18 protein-coding genes are annotated in these 18,123 nt (G+C 73.2%); 11 read left to right on the plus strand and 7 right to left on the minus strand.

Annotated elements, in window-relative coordinates; all coding sequences use genetic code 11:
• Together ABD352_RS11725 and ABD352_RS11730 are read right to left on the minus strand one after the other, a co-directional pair.
• Positions 1-207, minus strand: a complete 207-nt coding sequence (locus ABD352_RS11725; protein WP_344612318.1) for a heavy-metal-associated domain-containing protein — start codon at positions 205-207, stop codon at positions 1-3.
• A gap of 84 nt (positions 208-291) precedes the next feature.
• Positions 292-1,710 carry an MFS transporter gene (locus tag ABD352_RS11730; protein WP_344612319.1) on the minus strand — a complete coding sequence of 473 codons (1,419 nt, stop codon included), beginning with the start codon at positions 1,708-1,710 and terminating at the stop codon, positions 292-294.
• Between the two features lie 146 nt (positions 1,711-1,856).
• Between ABD352_RS11730 and ABD352_RS11735 the strand changes: the two genes are divergently transcribed.
• From ABD352_RS11735 to ABD352_RS11745, 3 genes are all read left to right on the plus strand, one after another.
• Positions 1,857-2,150: a metal-sensitive transcriptional regulator gene (locus ABD352_RS11735; RefSeq protein WP_344612320.1), complete on the plus strand. Its 294-nt coding sequence runs from the start codon at positions 1,857-1,859 to the stop codon at positions 2,148-2,150.
• Between the two features lie 91 nt (positions 2,151-2,241).
• Entirely contained in the window at positions 2,242-2,613 is a 372-nt protein-coding gene (locus ABD352_RS11740) for a BlaI/MecI/CopY family transcriptional regulator (protein WP_344612321.1), read from the plus strand.
• The gene (locus ABD352_RS11745) at positions 2,610-3,581 is read left to right on the plus strand and encodes a M56 family metallopeptidase (RefSeq protein ID WP_344612322.1); all 972 of its coding nucleotides are present in this window, start codon (positions 2,610-2,612) and stop codon (positions 3,579-3,581) included. Before ABD352_RS11740 ends, ABD352_RS11745 begins: the two co-directional genes overlap by 4 nt.
• 168 nt (positions 3,582-3,749) lie before the next feature.
• Here the strand turns inward: ABD352_RS11745 and ABD352_RS11750 are convergent, their stop codons facing one another.
• The gene (locus tag ABD352_RS11750) at positions 3,750-4,502 is read right to left on the minus strand and encodes a C39 family peptidase (RefSeq protein ID WP_344612323.1); all 753 of its coding nucleotides are present in this window, start codon (positions 4,500-4,502) and stop codon (positions 3,750-3,752) included.
• Positions 4,503-5,099: 597 nt separating this feature from the next.
• On the opposite strand from ABD352_RS11750, the gene ABD352_RS11755 reads away from it, so the two are divergent.
• Complete coding sequence (locus ABD352_RS11755; protein ID WP_344612324.1) at positions 5,100-6,131, plus strand: C40 family peptidase; 1,032 nt, start codon at positions 5,100-5,102, stop codon at positions 6,129-6,131.
• Here the strand turns inward: ABD352_RS11755 and ABD352_RS11760 are convergent.
• The gene (locus ABD352_RS11760) at positions 6,113-8,086 is read right to left on the minus strand and encodes a hypothetical protein (RefSeq protein ID WP_344612325.1); all 1,974 of its coding nucleotides are present in this window, start codon (positions 8,084-8,086) and stop codon (positions 6,113-6,115) included. The two genes, ABD352_RS11755 and ABD352_RS11760, sit on opposite strands and share 19 nt — an antisense overlap.
• A 177-nt stretch (positions 8,087-8,263) precedes the next feature.
• On the opposite strand from ABD352_RS11760, the gene ABD352_RS11765 reads away from it, so the two are divergent.
• Together ABD352_RS11765 and ABD352_RS11770 are read left to right on the plus strand one after the other, a co-directional pair.
• The gene (locus ABD352_RS11765; RefSeq protein WP_344612326.1) at positions 8,264-8,671 is read left to right on the plus strand and encodes a DUF6153 family protein; all 408 of its coding nucleotides are present in this window, start codon (positions 8,264-8,266) and stop codon (positions 8,669-8,671) included.
• A gap of 83 nt (positions 8,672-8,754) precedes the next feature.
• Positions 8,755-9,369: a DUF305 domain-containing protein gene (locus tag ABD352_RS11770; RefSeq protein ID WP_344612327.1), complete on the plus strand. Its 615-nt coding sequence runs from the start codon at positions 8,755-8,757 to the stop codon at positions 9,367-9,369.
• Between the two features lie 49 nt (positions 9,370-9,418).
• Here the strand turns inward: ABD352_RS11770 and ABD352_RS11775 are convergent, their stop codons facing one another.
• Entirely contained in the window at positions 9,419-9,901 is a 483-nt protein-coding gene (locus ABD352_RS11775) for a hypothetical protein (RefSeq protein WP_344612328.1), read from the minus strand.
• A gap of 99 nt (positions 9,902-10,000) precedes the next feature.
• On the opposite strand from ABD352_RS11775, the gene ABD352_RS11780 reads away from it, so the two are divergent.
• The 5 genes from ABD352_RS11780 to ABD352_RS11800 all read left to right on the plus strand — a co-directional run bounded on the left by ABD352_RS11780 (position 10,001) and on the right by ABD352_RS11800 (position 16,323).
• Positions 10,001-11,026 (plus strand): alpha/beta fold hydrolase, encoded by a 1,026-nt coding sequence (locus tag ABD352_RS11780; protein ID WP_344612329.1) that lies wholly within the window; start codon positions 10,001-10,003, stop codon positions 11,024-11,026.
• A 145-nt stretch (positions 11,027-11,171) separates the two neighbouring features.
• Positions 11,172-11,444 (plus strand): hypothetical protein, encoded by a 273-nt coding sequence (locus ABD352_RS11785; protein WP_344612330.1) that lies wholly within the window; start codon positions 11,172-11,174, stop codon positions 11,442-11,444.
• 83 nt (positions 11,445-11,527) lie between these two features.
• Positions 11,528-13,219 (plus strand): FAD-dependent oxidoreductase, encoded by a 1,692-nt coding sequence (locus ABD352_RS11790; RefSeq protein ID WP_344612331.1) that lies wholly within the window; start codon positions 11,528-11,530, stop codon positions 13,217-13,219.
• 24 nt (positions 13,220-13,243) lie between these two features.
• Positions 13,244-14,524, plus strand: coding sequence for a cytochrome P450 (locus ABD352_RS11795; RefSeq protein ID WP_344612332.1), 1,281 nt, complete (start codon positions 13,244-13,246; stop codon positions 14,522-14,524).
• A gap of 320 nt (positions 14,525-14,844) precedes the next feature.
• On the plus strand, positions 14,845-16,323 hold the full coding sequence (locus ABD352_RS11800; protein WP_344612333.1) for an NCS2 family permease: 1,479 nt from the start codon (positions 14,845-14,847) through the stop codon (positions 16,321-16,323).
• A 73-nt stretch (positions 16,324-16,396) separates the two neighbouring features.
• On the opposite strand, the gene ABD352_RS11805 is transcribed toward ABD352_RS11800, so the two are convergent.
• On the minus strand, positions 16,397-16,576 hold the full coding sequence (locus ABD352_RS11805; RefSeq protein ID WP_344612334.1) for a hypothetical protein: 180 nt from the start codon (positions 16,574-16,576) through the stop codon (positions 16,397-16,399).
• Positions 16,577-16,630: 54 nt separating this feature from the next.
• A complete protein-coding gene (locus ABD352_RS11810; RefSeq protein ID WP_344612335.1) occupies positions 16,631-18,118 on the minus strand; it encodes a CoA-acylating methylmalonate-semialdehyde dehydrogenase in 1,488 nt (495 codons plus the stop codon).
• Positions 18,119-18,123: the final 5 nt, after the last annotated feature.

Below are 18,123 nucleotides of genomic sequence, written 5' to 3' on the forward strand. Positions count from 1 at the left end.
CTAGCTCGCCACCTCGTACCCGGCCTCGTCAACCGCGGCGCGGACCGCGGCGTCGTCGAGTGCCTGCGCGCTCGTGACGGTGACCGCGCCGCTGGCCAGGTCGACCTGGACCTGCTGGACGCCGTCGAGCTTGCCGAGCTCGCTGCTGACGGACTGCACGCAGTGGCTGCAGGTCATGCCGGTCACGGTGTAGGTCTGCGTCGTCATGACGATCTCCTTCGGTTGTCGGTCGGCGGTGTCGAAGCCTGCGGTCGCTCGACATCCAATATACCTATACCCCCATGGGGTAACTCACGGCCGGGTGGCGAGCTCCGGCTCGGCCGCCGGCAGGGAACGGGTGCGCAGGGTGAGGGCGACGGCGACCGCGCCCGCGGCGGCCACGATGGCGGCGCCGACGAAGGCGGCCGAGTAGCCGTCGGTGAGGGCGGGCAGATCGCCGAGGCGGTCGGCGCCGGCCGCGGCGGCGACCGCGGTCATGGCGGCCAGGCCGAGCGCGGAGCCGACCTGGTAGCTCGTGTTGACGAGGCCGGAGGCGAGGCCGCCCTCCTCGGGCCGGGCGGCACCGATCGCGATCCCCAGCGACGGGATGAACGCCAGGGACATGCCCAGCGCGGCGACGAGGGACGCGGGCAGCACGTCGACGGCGAAGCTACCGGCGGGGCGGACGAACGCCAGCCAGCCCAGCCCTGCCGCCAGGAGCACGAGCCCGGCGACGATCATCGGCTTCGGGCCGAACCTGGCCATCGCCCACGGCGCGACGGCGATCATGCCGGCCATGATGAGGACGGTCATGGGCAGCAGCGCGGCGCCGCTCGGGAACGCGCTGTAGCCGAGGACCTGCTGCAGGTACAGGTTGAGGTAGAACCACATCGGAATCCACGCCGCGCCGAGCAGCAGCTGCGCGACGTTCGCCGCGGCCAGTCGCGGCGCCCGGAAGATCGACAGCGGGACCAGCGGCTCCCGGCGCGTGGCCTGGATCACCACGAACGCGGCGAGCACGGCCACCGCGCCGGCCAGGACCAGCCACGTCTGCCCGGAGCTCCACCCGGCCTGCGGCGCGCGGACGACCGCGAACACGGCCGCACCCAGCCCGGCGGTCACGGTGAGCGCTCCGAGCAGGTCCAGCGAGCCACGGCGGGCGCCACCGGCCGGCATGACCATCGGCATCGCGACCAGGACGAGCAGGGCGATCGGGACGTTGAGGTAGAACACCCACGGCCAGCTGGCGTACTCGGTGATGACGCCACCGAGGAACACCCCGGCGGTGCCACCCGCCGGCGCCGCCGCGCCGTACAGGGCCAGCGCCCTGGTCAGCTCCTTCGGCTCGGCACCGAACAGCGTCATGAGCAGCGTCAGGGCCGCCGGGGCGATGAGCGCCGCGCCGGCCCCCTGCACCGCCCGCGCGGCCAGCTCCACCGCGACGCCGCCGGCGAGTCCCGCGGCGGCGGACCCGGCCAGCAGGATCACCCAGCCGATGCCGAAGACCCGCCGGGCGCCGAACAGGTCGGACAGCCGGCCGCCGAGCAGCAGCAGCCCGCCGAACGCCACCACATAGGCGTTGAACACCCACGACAGGTTCTCCGCCGAGAACCCGAGATCCTGCCGCATGCGCGGCAGCGCCACACCGATGATCGACGTGTCCATGATGACCATGAACTGGGCCAGGGCGATGAGCCCCAACGCCCATCTCTTCCGGGATCGGGATGCCATCACATATCACTCCTTTATGCCCCTAGGGGGTAGGGGTATCTGCGAGGGCCCAAGCATTACCCCTGGGGGGTATCCGTGTCAACCGGCCGGCCCTGCGATGCGGTAACGCTGGGAATACCCCCTGGGGGTTCGCTACAGTGGAGGGCATGACGACCACGCCCACCCGCGGCTACACCGCGACCAAGGACCAGCTGCAGAGCCGCCTGCGCCGCATCGAGGGCCAGGTCCGCGGCGTGGAGAAGATGGTCGACGAGGACCGGTACTGCATCGACGTGCTCACCCAGATCAGCGCGATCCAGGCGGCCCTGGACAAGGTGGCGCTCGGCCTGCTCGACGACCACGCCCGCCACTGCATGCACCACGGCGCCGCAGAGGGCAAGGGCGAGGAGATGGCCACGGAGATGATGGCCGCCGTCGGACGGCTGATGCGCCGCGGCTGACGCCCCGGTGGCACCAGGACGGACGCCGGGTCGGTGGGAGGCGCCGTAGCATCGGCTCGCCGGGATACGCCGAGCTGCTCCAGGAGGTGACGTGCGCGGATTCGGGGAGCTGGAGGCCGCGGTGATGCGGCAACTGTGGGCGGCGGACGGTCCGGTCACCGTGCGTCACGTGCACTCCGCCCTGTCGGACGAGCGTGAGCTGGCGTACACCACGGTGCTGACGGTGATGGACAAGCTGCACCGCAAGGGATGGCTGCGCCGGCAGCCCCACGGCCGGGCACACCTCTACCAGCCGGTGGCCACCCGCGAGCAGCACGGCGCCGGGCTGATGCGCGAGGCGCTGACCGACAGCGGCGACCGGGAACGGACGCTGCTGCATTTCGTCGGGCAGATGACCCTCGATGAGGCGGCGGCGCTCCGGGCGGCGCTGAACACCTACGAGCGGAAGATCGCCGACGGGTGACCCCGCTGCTGCTGCTCGCCTACGCCGTCGTGCTGGTCGTGGTGGCCGGGCCGCGGCTGGCCCGCGCCGGCTGGGTCGCCCGGTCCCCGAGGCTGGGGATCTTCGCCTGGCAGATGTGGTGCGCCGCGTTGCTCGCCTGCGCCTTGCTGACCGGGGTGTCCTCGATACTGCACTGGGGCCACGCCCACGATGTCGCGTGCCGGGCCTGGCGGGTCTGCCTGGACGCGCTGCTGGGCGGGCACGGGCCCGCCGCGCAGGTCGCCGCCGGCTGCGGTGCGGTCCTGCTGGTCACCCTGGCCGTCCGGCTGACGCTGGCCGCGTGGCGGCTGACCGGCGCCGAGCGGCGGCAGCGGGGCCGGCTGCGGCAGCTGATGCGCCTGACCGGGCAGCCGCTGCCCGAACTCGGCGCGGTGGTCGTGCCGGCCGCGCAGCCCGCCGCCTACCTGCTGCCCGGCGGCGACGAGCGCGATGTCGTGCTCACCTCGGCCGCGCTGCAGCACCTCACCGGCGAGGAACTGCGCGCGGTCGCCGCCCACGAGCGGGCGCACGCCACCGGCCGGCACTACCGGCTGCTGCGCACGGTGCGGCTGCTCGACGGCGCATTCCCCTGGGCGTCGTGCTTCGCCACCGCGGTACGGCAGATGCGCCGGCTCGTCGAGCTGCGCGCCGACGACGTCGCCGTGCGCACCCACCCGCCGATCGTGCTGGCCCGGGCCCTGGTCGCCCTGGCCGAGGCACGGGCCCGGCAGTCCGCCGCCGGGCCGGGCCGCGCCTGGCCGGAAGGGGACGACCCGGGCCCGCTGCTGGCCGCCCACGGCGGGGACACCGCCGAGCGCCTGCACCGGCTGCTCAACCGGCCCCGGCCGCTGCCGGCCGCACTGACCCGCGCCGCGGCCGTCCTGTTCACCCTGCTGCCGGTGACCCCGATAGTGATCGCCGTGGTCCAGCGCTCACCGCTGGCGCCTTAGCTCGCGGATTCACCCTGCTGCCGGTGACGCCGATAGTGATCGCCGTGGTCCAGCAATCACCGCTGGCGCCTTAGCTCGCAGATTCACCCTGCTGCCGGTGACGCCGATAGTGATCGCCATGGTCCAGCAATCACCGCTGGCGCCTTAGCTCGCGGACCACGTCGGCGATCAATACGAGTAGCCGTGCTCGGAGATCCAGTCGGCGAGCTTGGGGGTGCTCACCCAGTAGCTGCCGTTGCCGCTCCGATCGGCCGGATCGGCGATCTTCACCGCTTTGCCGTCGTCCTGGTATCCCACGAGGGTGAGGTAGTGCCCGCCTTCGTAGGCGTGGACGACGCCGGCGGCGTCGGTGAGGTGCCCGGCGATGTTGGCGACGATGGCCCGCCCGCTGCCGATGGTGCCCACCACGTCCGCCTGCAGCTGGGCCGCCTGCGCCGCCGTCGCCGGATAGGCCGGGATCTCCCTGGTCCGGTACACCGTCCGGCCTTCGGCGAGGACGCTGTTGAGCACCCGGGTGGTGTCGAGGGCGGAGTCGGTCCCGTTCGTGGTGGTACCCAGCATGGACGCCGCCTGGTCCTGGCTGATCGCGTGACCGGCCGCCGTCAGCGCGATCCGGGTGGCCGCCGGACCGCAGTAGTAATAGTTGGGCTGCAACTGGAACTGGTAGGCGAGGACCTTCGTCGACGGGGCCGGTGCCGTCGACTGCACTGCCGCGTCGCCCATACCAGGACCGGCCGACGGTGGTGGTGTCGCCGCCGCCGCGCCCGCCGCGGCGGCGCTGGCGGGCGGATCGCCGAGCCGGCTGCACGCGCTGCCGGCCGCGGCCGCCGCGCCGAGCAGCGCGATCGAGATCACCGCCAGTCGCAGCCGGCGGGTGCCCCCGGCGTGGTTGGCCTGCTCACGTACGGGTTCAGGATTCATCGCAACTCTCCAAGACCCCATGCAGGGGCGATCGATCAATGTCCAGGCCGTAGGAGCAAGCCGGAAGCCTGCCACCGCAACGCATCCCGGCGGGCCCGCAGGCGCCGGTCCGGGCTAGCGCCCTGCCGCCGCCGATCGGCGCAGCGCCGGGCGAGGACGTCTGTGACGGGGGCTGCGGCCATGCACTGGCATAACTCCTTACGCATCCGCCCAGCGGGTCGGCTGACGGATTCGGGCGCGAAGGTCGCCCTACAGGTCCCCGGCTCGTGCCTGCACGACTCAGCGGACCCAACCCGGCGTCACCAGTTGTGAGCTTGAACCGGGCCGAACGAGCCCCGACGTTACGCAAGGTCACCGGCGCTGCCAACGCCCGCTAGCTGGAAGAAGCGGCCTCCGTTCAACTACGCACCGCGTTGATATCCGCACCGCCCGAACAAAGACCCAGGCTGATCTGGCGTTATGCAGCCAAGTAAATATGTAGATCTCCTACGGTGCGTAGGATTCGGTCTTGTGCTCGGTACGCACAGTACGTAGGGTCGGCTGCGGCGCGACAGCGGTGGGGCGCACCACTCGTCCGGCCGCGTCAACCGATCCGGTATGGCCGAAGGAAAAGGGAGCCTGCTGCACGTGCCGCCACGCCGCCCGCGACACTCCACCGGAGCCCTGGCCACGCCGGCCCGCACCGTCATCGCGATCCTCGCCGCCGTTGCGATCCTGCTCGCCGGAACCGGCACCGCGCAGGCCGAGCCGACACCGGCGGAGCTGGAGCAGCAGATCGACGAGATGTGGAACCAGCTCGAACCGACCATCGAGCAGTACAACCAGGTCCACACCCAGCTCAAGGAGAACCAGGCCAAGGCGGCGGCGCTGCAACAGCAGCTGCAACCCCTGCAGGCCCAGGTCGACGCAGCGATGGGCAAGATCGGTGAGATCGCGGCCCGGCAGTACAAGGTCGGCCGGGTCACCACCATGCAGGTGCTGTTGTCCGGGGCTACCCCGACCGACATGCTCGACCAGCTCGCCATGGTCAACGCCATCGCCCGCAACGAGCACGCGCAGATCGCGGGCGTCGCCGCGGCGCGGGACAAGCTGGCCGGCGACAAGCAGACCCTGGACGGGCTCATCGCCCAGCAGACCGTGCAGGACGCCGACCTCGCGGCGAAGAAGACCCAGATCGAGGCCAAGGTCGCCGAGTTGCAGAAGCTGCGCCAGCAGGCGTACGGCAGCAGCGGCGCCACCGGCACGCTCAAGCCGGTCGCGTGCCCGGTCGACTACCTCGGCGGCGCCGGCGGCACGGCGGCGAAGAAGGCGTGCGAGCTCATCGGCAAGCCGTACGTCTGGGGCGCGACCGGCCCGAAGAGCTACGACTGCTCCGGCCTCACCCTCGCGGCCTGGGCCGCCGCCGGGGTCACGCTGCGTCACTACACCAAATGGCAGTGGGAGGACGCCAAGGCCGTCGCCCGCGCCGACCTGCGCCCCGGCGACCTCGTGTTCTTCTACAGCGACCTGCACCACGTGGGCCTCTACGTCGGCGGTGGCTGGATGGTGCACGCGCCCACCAGCGGCGACTACGTCCGCATGGCCAAACTCGACGGCCGGCCCATCGCCGGCTACCGCCGGCCGGGCTGAGGTCTGTGTCGAAGTCCGGTTGTAATGCCGGGCTTGATGAACAGTCCGGGGTGTGCGTCTCGTCGTTCCGGTGTGGTCCTGGCCACTGGTGTGGTGGTGGGGCTCATCCGGGGTTGTCGAGGGCTCGTTCCGAAGGTTCGCCGAGCGCCCTGCCGCTGGCCGTGTTGGCCGGTGGTGGGCTGCGGCCGCCGCGGCCGTCCACCGTGTTGGTGGGGGTCGGGGTGGTGGGTTCCGGTTGACTCGGTCAGGGCTCCTTGCAGCCCTTCGTTGATGGTCTCGATCCCGTACCGGTCGAGGGTGGCCTGTGCCGCGTCCCAGTCGACCCGGGCGGTGCCGGGCTGGGCCGGGTCGGTGAGCACGGTGTGCGCGCCGATCAGCGCGGCAACCAGGTCGCGGTCGCCGGTCAGCCCGCAGCTGGGGCAGTGGTGGCGGCGATCGGCGAGGCCTTTCGGGACTCGCTGGCTGCAGAGGCAGTGTTGGGTCCAGGCGGTGTGCCGGGTCCCGGCCCGCACCAGCCCAAGTCCGGCCCCCTGCCCGGTGTGGGCGGCGACGGCGGTGGTTTCGCGGCGCAGGGCGGCCAGGAGCATGCCGGGGGTGAAGGCGTGAATGCCACGACCCCACCGGCGCGCCCACACGCGGATGTCGGTGTCCTCGACGACCAGCCCGGCGCCGTGGACCGCGACCAGGGCCGCGGCGGTGATCCGGGCGCGGGTGTGCCCGGCCCGGGTGCGGGCAGCACCGTCGGCCGCGGCCCGGCCTCGCAGCCGCTGGTAGGTGTTCGTCAGGGTGTCGCGTCGGTAGGCACGGACCGGTATCCCGGCCGTGTTGGCGACTCGCGGGCCGCCGGGCACGGCGGCCTGCACCGGTGGCAGCCCGGCGGCGTGGCGGCGGTCGGCGCGGCGCTGCTGACGTGGCGAGAGCCGGTACTGGCCGGGGTTGGCGGCGCGGCGGGACCGCTCAAGGGCCCGCTGCCGGCGTCGCTGCCGCAACCGCTGCGCGGCCAGGGCGGCGTCGTGTTCGCAGGTGCGGGCGATGCGGCTGGCCGCCAGGTCGCCGTCCGGGCCGGTGGGGACGGACACGACGGTCAGGTTGGACACGTTGACGTCCACCCCGCCCCGCCGCAGCAGCTGCCCAGCCGTCTGGCGGCGCTGGGTGACGGCGGGTGAGGTGTAGCCGGGGCCGAGGATCATCAGGTGCGCCTCGTACCGCCACCCGCCCACCGCGCCCGGGTCGCGGTGCCGGACCAGGTCGATCTTGTGCCAGCGGCCGGGGTCGGCGAGGTAGTGCTCCAGGACGGGCCAGCGGGCGGGGCCTTGCGGCAGCCGCACCGGCAGGACGAGGTCGTCTCCGCCGAGGCCGGTCAGGATCACCGCGAAGGGGCCGTCGTGATCCCACCATGACCGCACCGGCTCACTGGCGGCGGTGGCGGTGACGGCCGGCATCCGCCGCGGCTGCCACAACCGGCCGGCGTGCCCGAACGTGGCACGATGCCCGGCCAGGCTCCCCACCAGCCGGAACGTCTCCCACTTCCGGGCCCGGGTATGCGAACGGGCCCGGCCCGGGATCGTCGCGAATTCCCACCAGCCGCCCAGGCGGGGCCGGCCGTGCCGGCGGCCGGTGACGTCGGGAAACAGATGCCGCTCGGTGGCCTCCCACACCCCGTCGGCCAGGTGCATGGCCAGGGCCTTGGTCAGATACCGCCGCACATGCGGCGCACCGTCCACATGCCGGTAGGCGGCGTGTTCCAGGCCGCTGCGGGACAACCCGAGCCGGCCCCGGACCGCGTCCGGCCCAGCCGCCGCCCGCTCACGACACGCGGCCCAGTAGGCGTCGACCCGGGCCCGGGCGTCACGCTGGACCGCCCGCCGGACCGTGAACGCGGCCGCGAACACCCGCTCCACCATCTGCCGCGTCCGCGGCTCACGCACGTCCAGCGGCAGGCGTAGCACCGACACCGGACCCTCACACCGCCACGGCACCGCCCGGTTCGGCCCCCGCCGCCGTGGTCCTGCCCCCGCCACACATCGACACTACCCAACGCCACCACCCAGCCGGAACCGCGACACACCCTGCGGAGAGCAGCGTTAAGGGGACTTTGATACACGCCCTAGCTAGCCGGTACCGTGAACCGCGTGGCGCATGCGGTCAACGGAGGTCTCGGGCGGGCGGCCCGGATCGCGCTGCTGCTGGCCACGCTGGTCGGCCTGACCGCCATGCACACGCTCGGCCATTCCGGCCCGCATCTCGGCGACGGTCACCGCCACGCGCCCGTCGCCGAACACGTCGCGGCGATGCCGGTGCTGTCCGCCGTGCTCCTGACCGGGTCCGGCCACGAGCACGGCGGCATGGACGATTGGGCCATCTGCCTGGCCGTCCTGGTCGCCTTCGCCGTCGTCGTCCTGGGCGTCGCGTTGCTGGCCCGGCGTAGCACCACCACCGCGGCCGCGCTGCGGCATGCCGCGCGGCAGGCCCGCCCGCGGGCGCCCCCGCCCCGTCCGGTCGGCCTCGCCCTCGCCACGGTGTCGGTCCTGCGCAGATAGGACGCCCCGCACGACGCCGGCCGCTGCGCCGGTGCCGTGCCACCGCGTCCCGTGCAGGCTCGTCCGACACCGAAAGGTCCATCATGAAGCGCACCCTCGTGCGCCGAGCCGTCCTGGCCGGCGCCGCACTCACCGCTGCCCTGCTCCTGGCCGCCTGCGGCGGCAGCGACAGCCACGATCAGATGCCGGGCACGCACCCGGCCGGCGGCGGCCCATCGGGCGCCGCCGCGTTCAACGACGCGGACGTGATGTTCGCCCAGATGATGATCCCGCATCACCAGCAGGCCGTGGAGATGGCCGCACTCGCCGGCACCCGCGCCGCCGCACCCGAGGTCAAGACCCTCGCAGGGCAGATCAAGGCCGCGCAGGATCCGGAGATCCAGGCCATGCGGGGCTGGCTGACCGCATGGGGCAGGCCCGCCCCGACGGCGAGCCACGGCATGGGCGGCATGAACCACGGCGGCATGCCGGGGATGATGTCCGACGCCGACATGACCGAGCTCGAGGCGGCCACGGGCAACGACTTCGACAAGCGGTTCTGCACCATGATGATCGCCCATCATCAGGGCGCGATCGCCATGGCCGAAGACGAACTCGCCAACGGCGCCAGCAGCGACGCGAAGGCGCTCGCCCAGAAGATCATCGCCGCGCAGCAAGCCGAGATCGACACGATGAACAAGATCGTCGCTCGGCTGTAACGGGCACCGCGGATGCCCGGGCGCCCCCGCGCCCGGGCACCCGCGGCACCTACTCGTCCGCCTGGCGCTGCCGCGCGACCCGCAGCCGGGTCTTGACGGTCTCCTTCGGCACACCCATCGCGGCCGCCAACGCGTTCACCGGCTCCGGATGTCCCCGACCGGCGACGTCCTCGTAGATGTCGAGCAGACCCTGGTAGTAGGCGTCGCCGCCGGACCGGGGGTCGGCGGGCAGCTCGGCCAGGCGTCGCTGCAGGTACTGGCGGACCATGACCTGATACGCGCCGACGGCCGGAACCGCGTTGTACTCGGCCGTCAGGTCGGCGAGGTGGCGCTCGGCGCGGCGCATGACGCCCGAGGTGACGCCGCGGCGCCGGGCGTCGGGCGCGGCGTCATCGGTGATCCGGATCAGCACCTCCCGAGGGCCGGACGGCGGGGCGTCGACCGGGTCGCCGCCCTCCCATCGGGCGACGACCCGCAGGCCGGGCTCGCGCCGCTCCAGCTCGACGACCTCGTGGTGACCACTCGCTCCCATGATCCGATCATGGCTACTCAACCCCAGCCTGTCAACCCCGGGTTGTCAGGCAGGGGTTCACTCTGCGGGTGTCGATGGCGGGCCGCTAGAATCTGGCGCGTGGGCCAGCGCGTCGCGACGACCGAGTCGGGCGATGGGGTCCGGATCGCCTATTCGGTGGCGGGGTCGGGGCCGCCGCTGGTGTACGTGGCCGGTTGGCTGTCCCATCTCGAGCTGAGCTGGGCGCTGCCCGCCGAGCGATCCTTCTACCAGGCCCTGGCCCAGGGACGCACGCTCATCCGGTACGACAAGCCGGGCTGCGGGCTGTCCGAGCGCACGCCGCCGGAGCGGTACTCGATGGCGCAGGAGCTCGACGCGCTCGACGCGGTGGCCGGCGCCGCCGGGGTCGAGCGGTTCGAGCTCATGGGCGCCTCGCTCGGGGCCGCCGTCGCCGCCACCTGGGCCGCGCGGCACCCGGAGCGGGTGGCCCGGCTGGTGCTGTACGGCGGCTGGGCCTCCGGCGCCGACGTCGCCGCGCCGGAGATCCGCACGCACGTGCTCGGCCTCGTCCGGCAGCACTGGGGGCTCGCGTCCGGCCTGCTCGCCGACGTCTTCGCGCCCGACGCGGACGCCGGCACCCGGGCGGCGTTCGTGCGCTACCAGCAGGAGGCCGCCGACGCCGAGACCGCGTGCGCGATGCTGCGGGCCGCCTACCGGGTGGACCTGCGCGACGTGCTGCCGCAGATCGCGGCGCCCACCCTCGTCGTGCACCGCGACCGGGACCGGGCGGCGCCGATCGGCGAGGGCCGGCGGCTCGCCGACGGCATACCCGGGGCCCAGTTCAAGGCGGTCGAGGGGCGGTCGCATCTGCCGTACATCGGCGACGCCAACGCCCTGACCCGCGCGATCCGGCAGTTCCTCGGCCTGCCGGGCCGCCACCGCGGGGCCGCGCCCACGCTGACGGCGAGGCAGCGCGAGGTCGCGGCCCTCATCGCCGAGGGGCGCACCAACCGGGAGATCGGCGAGCGGCTCGGCATCACCGAGCGGTCCGCCGAGGCGCACGTGGAGCGGATCCGGTACCGCATGGACTTCCGCTCCCGCTCGCAGATCGCCGCCTGGTACGTCGCGAGCGCCGCCCCGAACTGAGGTACTTTCCCGCCTGCCCCGGGCCGGCGGCCGCGCCGACGATGGGCGGATGCGCTTCTTCAGCAACCTTGCCGTCCACGCCCACGCGGCGAACTGAGGTACTTTCCCGCCTGCCCCGGGCCGGCGGTCCGCCGACGATGGGCGGATGCGTTCCCTGTACGCCCTCATCGCCTACGCGGCCTTCGTGCTCGCCGCCGCCTGGGCCACACGATTCCTGGCCGGCACCGTCGACGGGCCGGCCAGGCACACCACCCCGGTGGCGCTCGCGATCGACGCCGCGCTGCTGCTGGCCTTCGCGGCACACCACTCGATCGCCGCCCGCGACCGGTTCAAGCGCCACGTCCCCGAGGCGATCGAGCGCAGCACCTACGTGCTCGTCGCGAGGCAGGTACCGGCCCTCGTCCCGCGCTGGAAGTAGTCACGGTCCGCCGGGCGCGGGCGGTTTGCCGGTCGGACCGCCGGGCAGGAGTCCGCGGATACCTCTTCTTTGGGGGTGTGGCCATGCGGGTTGTCGTGAACCTCACGCGCTGCCAGGGCTACGCGCAGTGCGCCTTCCTGGCTCCCGAGGTGTTCCGGATGTCGGGCGCCGAGGCGCTGATGTACGACCCGCAGCCCGACGAGATGCAGCGGGAGCGGGTGCTGCGGGCGGCGGCCGCCTGCCCGGTGCAGGCCATCCTGGTCGACCACGTCGACGACACGGAGGCCGCGGTGGAGTCCGCGACGACCGGCCCGGCGGTGTCCCCGAGGACGGGCGCACCGTCGCGGACGGCCGGGTGGCCGCGAACGCGCGGGCGGCCCTCGCCGGACGGGCACGACGCGGCGATGGAGCGGCTCCGCCGGCACGGCCGGATCGTGATCGTGGGCGCGTCGCTGGCCGGCCTGGCCGCCGCGGCGACCTTGCGGCAGGAGGGCTTCACCGGCTCCCTGACGATGATCGGGGACGAGCCGTACCGGCCCTACGACCGGCCGCCGCTGTCCAAGCAGGTCCTCGACGGGTGGGTACCGCCGGACCACACCACGCTCCCCCGGGTCGACGAGCTCAACGCGCGGTGGCTGCTCGGCGTGCCCGCCACCGGGCTGGACCTGGCCGGCAAGCAGGTGTACCTCGGCGACGGCGGCGTGATCGGCTACGACCGGTTGCTGATCGCCACCGGCACCCGGGCCCGGCCCTGGTTCAACGCGGACGAGGCGGCCCTCGACGGCGTGTTCGTGCTGCGGACCCGCGACGACGCCGCCGTGCTGCGGCACCGGCTGGCCGGACGGCCGCGCCGGGTGCTGGTCATCGGCGGCGGGTTCACCGGCTCCGAGGTCGCCTCGGCCTGCCGGGAGAGGGGCCTGGCGGTCACCCTCGTCGAGCGCGGGCGCACGCCCCTGGTCGGCGCGCTGGGCGCGGTGGTCGGCGCGGTGGCCGCCGACCTGCAGCGTGAGCACGGCGTCGACCTGCGCTGCGGGGTCACCGTCACGCGCCTGGAGGGGGACACCGCCGACAGGCTGCGCCGTGCCCACCTGTCCGACGGCACCACCGTGGATGCGGAGGTGGCCGTGGTGGCGCTGGGCGCGGTCCGCAACACCGAGTGGCTGTACGACAGCGGCCTGGCCGTCGGCGAGTGGGGCGTCGGCTGCGACGCCGGCTGCCGGGCCTTCGACGCCGCCGGCGTGGTCACCGACGACATCTTCGTCGCCGGCGACGTGGCCCGCTTCCCGCACCCGCTGTACGACTACCAGTTCCTGGCTCTCGAACACTGGGGCAACGCCGTGGCCCAGGCCCACATCGCCGCCCACAACATGATCAGCACCCCGGCCGAGCGGTGGCCGCACCTGGCCCTCCCGGTGTTCTGGTCGGCGCAGTTCGGCACCAACATCAAGTCCGTCGGCGTGCCGACCCTCGCCGACCAGGTCGTCGTCGCCCAGGGCTCGGTCGCGCAGCGCCGGTTCGTGGCCGCCTACGGCTACCGGGGCCGCCTCACCGCCGCGGTCGGGTTCAACCAGGCCAAGTGGCTGGAGTCGTACCAGCGGCTGATCGAGGCGGGCGCGCCCTTCCCGCCGGATCTGCGCGGTGTCGACGAGCCGGCCGTCGGGCAGCCGGTCGCGGCGCAGATTCCCGACGACCGCACCCGCAACCGCCACGCCACCGTCTCGGTGACCGGCCACGACCCGAGCGAGCGCCGCGCCGAGCTGCTCCACCAGCACTGACGCGGCGGCTGGAAAGGCACCGACATGGCACAGTCCAGCATCTTCGAGCAGGTTCTCGACCCCGCCAACCGGGCCGATCCGTTCCCGCTGTACGCCCAGCTGCGCAAGACCCCGGTGGCGCGCCAGCCCGACGGCACCTACCTGGTCAGCACCTACGACGAGATCGTCGCGCTGCTGCACGACCACCGGGTCAGCTCCGACCCCCGCAACCACCCCGAACTGGCCGGCGTCCCGTCCGCGCCGCAGGAGGGTCCGTCCGGTCTGCCGCTGGCCTTCATCTCCCGCGACCCGCCCGAGCACGACCGGCTCCGGGACCTGGCCACGCGGCCGTTCGGGCCGCCCAGCACCCCCGGCCGCATCGAGGACATGCGCCCCTGGCTGACCGAGATCGCCGACGGCCTGATCGACAACTTCGCCGGCCGGAGCCGCGTCGACATCGTCGACGAGTTCGCCTACCCGCTGCCGGTGACCGCGATCTGCCGGCTGCTCGGCGTCCCGCGCGAGGACCAGCCGCGCTTCCACCACTGGGCCGACGCGATCATCGAGACCGTCGACCCGGCCACCGGCACGTTCGCCGAGCGGCAGCGCAGGCGGACCGAGATCAACGCCGAGCTCGGCGCATACCTGAACGGGCTGGCCGACGCCCACGCCCGCCGGCCCGGCGACGACCTGATCTCCGGGATGCTCACCGACACCGGCCCGGGTGCGCCGATGTCGCGCGCCGACCTGATCAGCACGGCCGCGCTGCTGCTGGTCGCCGGCCACGAGACCACCGTCAACCTCATCGCCAACGGCACGCTCGCCCTGCTGCGCCACCCCGACGTGCTCGACCGGCTGCGCGACGAGCCCCAGCTGATCACCCCGCTGGTCGAGGAGCTGCTGCGGTACGAACCCCCGGTGCAGTTCCTGACCAGCCGTACCGCGCTGGCCGACATCGACATCGCCGGCACCACCATCCCGAGGGGCTCGCCGATCACGCTGATGCTCGCCGCCGGCAGCCGCGACCCCGCCCGCTTCCCGGACCCCGAACGCTTCGACCCCGACCGCACCGACAACGTCCACCTCGGCTACGGCAGCGGCATCCACTACTGCTTCGGCGCCCCGCTCGCCCGGGTCGAGACCCAGGTCGCCCTGTCCGCGCTGGCCCGCCGTCTGGTACACCCCCGGCTGGCCGCCGACCCGCCGCCGTACCGGCCCAACCCGACCCTGCGCGGACCCCGCCACCTGCCCGTCGACATCGACGCCGTCGCCCCGGCGACCCAGGCGGCACCCCGCGAACGCGTCCTGCGGCCGGCCCACCGATAAGGCGCGCCCCAGCGCCCGAACCACGCACCGTCACGCCGGCGGCACTGCGCCGCGAGCGCGCCGCCGGCGCCGGGCGTGACCTTGCCCACCTCGCCTCTGCGCGACGCACAGGGGCAGGTCAACTGCTGTTAACCGGCAGTTAGAGTGGCGCTGCGACGTCGCGCTCCGACCAGGGTGCGGCATCGAAGGGCTTCACGGGATCCGTGGAGCCCAGTCGCTCCGACGTTCTCCGGGCCAACCGAATCGAAGCGGCTGCAACCACCCCCAACCGCCCGACCGGCGCGCCCGGCGGGCCAACCCGGAACGGAGCGAGCCACGCCATGAGCGTGACGAAGCAGGATCCTGCTGTCCCGGTCGAACCGGCGGAACCCGCCCGCGGCCGCCTCGACCAATACTTCGAGATCACCCGCAGGGGCTCAACGGTCCGGCGTGAGGTGCTTGCCGGGCTCACCACCTTCGCGACGATGGCGTACATCGTCGTGCTCAACCCGCTGATCATCGGCACCGCCCCGGACAAGCACGGCACCCTGCTCGGCATCGCGCCGGTCGCCGGGGTCACCGCGCTCGTCGCCGCGGTCATGACGATCATGATGGGCATCGTCGGCCGGGTCCCGTTCGCCGTGGCGACCGGCCTGGGCCTCAACGCCTTCGTCGCGTACGCCGTCGCCTCCCAGATGAGCTGGGCCGAGGCGATGGGTCTGGTGGTGATCGAGGGTCTGCTCATCACCGTGCTGGTGCTGACCGGCTTCCGCCAGGCCGTCTTCAGGGCCATCCCCGCCGAGCTGAAGGCGGCCATCGCCGCCGGTATCGGCCTGTTCATCGCGCTGATCGGCTTCGTCGACGGCGGCCTCGTCCGGCCCAGCACCGGTGTGCCGCTGCAGCTCGGCTCGGGCAGCAACGGCACGCTGCACGGCTGGCCCACGGTCGTCTTCGTGGTCGGCCTGCTGGTCACCGGCATCCTGGCCGCCCGCAAGGTGAAGGCCGGCGTCCTGATCGGCATCGTGGCCACCACGGTCTTCGCCGTGATCGTCAACGCGTTCGCCAAGCCCGGCGGCGCCTTCGTCGACGGCAAGCCGAACCCGGACGGGTGGCGGCTCAACGTCCCGACCCTGCCGGACCCGCTGGTCCAGAAGCCCGACCTGCACCTGATCGGTCACGTGTCGTTCAGCGCGTTCGCGCACGTCGGCGTCATGACCGCGCTGCTGCTGGTCTTCACCCTCGTGCTGGCCGACTTCTTCGACGTGATGGGCACCACCGTCGGCCTGGCCAAGCAGGCCAACCTTGCCACCGAGGACGGCACCGACATGCCCCGGCTTGGCAAGGTGCTCTTCGTCGACGGTGTCGCCGCGGTCGCCGGCGGCGCGGGCAGCGCCTCCTCCGCCACCACCTACGTGGAGTCGTCGTCCGGCATCGCGGACGGTGGCCGCACCGGCCTGACCAGCGTGGTCACCGGCATCCTCTTCCTCGGCGCGCTGCTGCTCACCCCGCTGGTGACGCTGGTGCCGAGCGAGGCCGCCGGCCCGGCCCTGGTGGTCGTCGGCGCGCTGATGATTCGCCAGGTCAAGGACATCGACTTCACCGACGTGGGTGTCGCCGTCCCGGCCTTCCTGACGATGACCCTCATGCCGTTCACCTACTCGATCACCAACGGCATCGGCGCCGGCTTCATCAGCTGGGTGGTGATCCGGGTCGCGCAGGGCAAGGCCCGTCAGATCCACCCGCTGATGTGGGCGGTCGCGGTCGCGTTCCTGATCTACTTCGGCATCAACCTGGTCAAGGCCGTCACCGGCGTCAGCTGACCGGTCGCCCGCCGCGCCCCCGCCGCCCCTGGCCCGAGGCGGCGGGGGCGTGGCATATCCGGACCACGGGTCGTCAGCTCGGCCGCAGGGCGGCGAAGACCTCGGGCCAGTTGGCCGGCAGGCTGTCGTAGATGAATCGCCGGTACAGCGACACGAACCGCGCGCCGGCCCTGCTCACCTCGGCGCTGTCCGAGCGCGTGGCCGCGACGCACTGGTCGAGACAGTCCCAGTCGTCGCGGTCGCGCTCGCGCACGCCGATCGTGGCGAGCGTAGCGCCGCCGGCCGGCCGGAACCGCTCCCCCGGGACTCAGGTGTTGACCGGGAAGCCCAGCTCCAGGCCGCGGCGGCTCGGTTCGCTCCAGCGGGTGGTGACGACCTTGGCCCGGGTGAAGAAGTGCACGCCCTCGGTGCCGTGCGCGTGCACGTCACCGAAGAGCGAGGACTTCCAGCCGCCGAACGAGTAGTAGGCCATCGGCACCGGGACCGGGACGTTGACGCCCACCATGCCGACCTGCACCTCCCGGCAGAAGCGCCGCGCGGCGCCGCCGTCGGCGGTGAAGATCGCGGTGCCGTTGCCGTAGGGGTTGGCGTTGATCAGCGCGATGCCCTCCTCGTACGACGCCACCCGCACGACCGAGAGCACCGGGCCGAAGATCTCGTCGGCGTAGACGGACATGCCGGGCTCGACGCCGTCGAGCAGGGTCGGGCCGACGAAGAAGCCCTCGCCGTCGGCGTCGTAGCTGCCCTCCCGGCCGTCGACGACCACCCGGGCACCGGCCGCCGCTCCGGCGGCGATGGACGACGCCACCCGGTCCCGCGCGGCGGCCGAGACCAGCGGTCCCATGTCGCAGCCGCGGCGGCCGTCACCGGTGCGCAGCCCCCGGGCCCGCTCGGCGATCCGCTCGACCAGCGGGTCGGCCACGTCGCCCACCGCGACGACCACCGAGATCGCCATGCAGCGCTGGCCGGCCGAGCCGAACCCGGCGTTGACCGCCTGGTCGGCCGCGAGGTCGAGGTCGGCGTCGGGCAGCACCAGCATGTGGTTCTTGGCCCCTCCGAGGGCCTGGACCCGCTTCCCGTGACGGCTCGCGGTCTCGTGCACATAGGCCGCGACCGGGGTGGAGCCGACGAACGACACGGCCGCCACGTCGGGGTGCTCGAGCAGGGCGTCGACCGCCTCCTTGTCGCCGTTGACGACGTTGAAGACGCCGTCGGGCAGGCCGGCCTCCTGCCAGAGCCGGGCCAGCCACAGCGCGGCGGAGGGCACCTTCTCGCTGGGCTTGAGCACGACGGTGTTCCCTGCCGCGATCGCGATCGGGAAGAACCACATGGGCACCATCGCCGGGAAGTTGAACGGGCTGATGATGGCGACCGGCCCGAGGGGCTGGCGCAGCGAGTGCACGTCGACCGCGGTCGAGGCGTTCTCGGTGAACCCGCCCTTGAGCAGGTGCGGCATGCCGCACGCGAACTCGACGACCTCCCGCCCGCGGGCGACCTCGCCGCGAGCATCGTCGAGGACCTTGCCGTGCTCGGCGGTGATGATCGCCGCCAGTTCGTCCGAGCGCTCGTTGAGCAGCTCACGGAACCGGAAGAGCACCGTGGTACGACGGGCGAGCGAGGTCTCGCTCCACTCGGCGAACGCGCTCGTCGCGGCCTTCACTGCGGCGTCGGCCACGGCCCGGTCGGCCAGGCCGACCCGGGCGGTCTCCGCCCCGGTGGCCGGGTCGGTCACCGGGGCGGTGCGGCCGGCCGGAGGCAGCTCGGTGCCGGAGATCCAGTGCGGGACGACGGTCATGGTGG

This window comes from Dactylosporangium salmoneum, from assembly GCF_039532525.1.
Lineage (GTDB): Bacteria > Actinomycetota > Actinomycetes > Mycobacteriales > Micromonosporaceae > Dactylosporangium > Dactylosporangium salmoneum.